This window comes from Stenotrophomonas sp. SrG, from assembly GCF_050031795.1.
In the GTDB taxonomy this organism is placed as follows: domain Bacteria; phylum Pseudomonadota; class Gammaproteobacteria; order Xanthomonadales; family Xanthomonadaceae; genus Stenotrophomonas; species Stenotrophomonas rhizophila_A.
Genome location: NZ_JBNBBE010000258.1, coordinates 1 through 273, shown reverse-complemented (window position 1 = coordinate 273; position 273 = coordinate 1). Strand labels below are relative to the sequence as shown.

Genomic DNA, 273 nt, shown 5'->3' with positions numbered 1-273 from the left:
TTACCGGCGTGGTTTATCAGCCCAACGGCCCGCATCACCAGCTTACCCTTCGCGTACACCGTGAACCCGCCTAAAACCAGCATACAACGCCCAAAACGCACAACTGCGAAATCTAAAAAAAAAAAAACAAAAACAAAAAACAAACACACAAACAAAGGCCGAAACCCACCCCCCACAAAACACACCTAAAAAGACAGAAACAACAAAAGCAAAGACCAGTGCAAGCAACAGGATGTCAAATAAAACCCAGCCCCACTGAATATTAAAAGAAAC

The 273-nt window shown here is 44.3% G+C and carries 1 protein-coding gene; it reads right to left on the bottom strand.

All coding sequences use genetic code 11. The features are described 5' to 3' along the window. Positions 1 to 42: 42 nt before the first annotated feature. Positions 43 to 273: hypothetical protein (locus ACQG3P_RS19755; RefSeq protein WP_426805990.1), on the bottom strand; the 231-nt coding region annotated here is incomplete at its 5' end.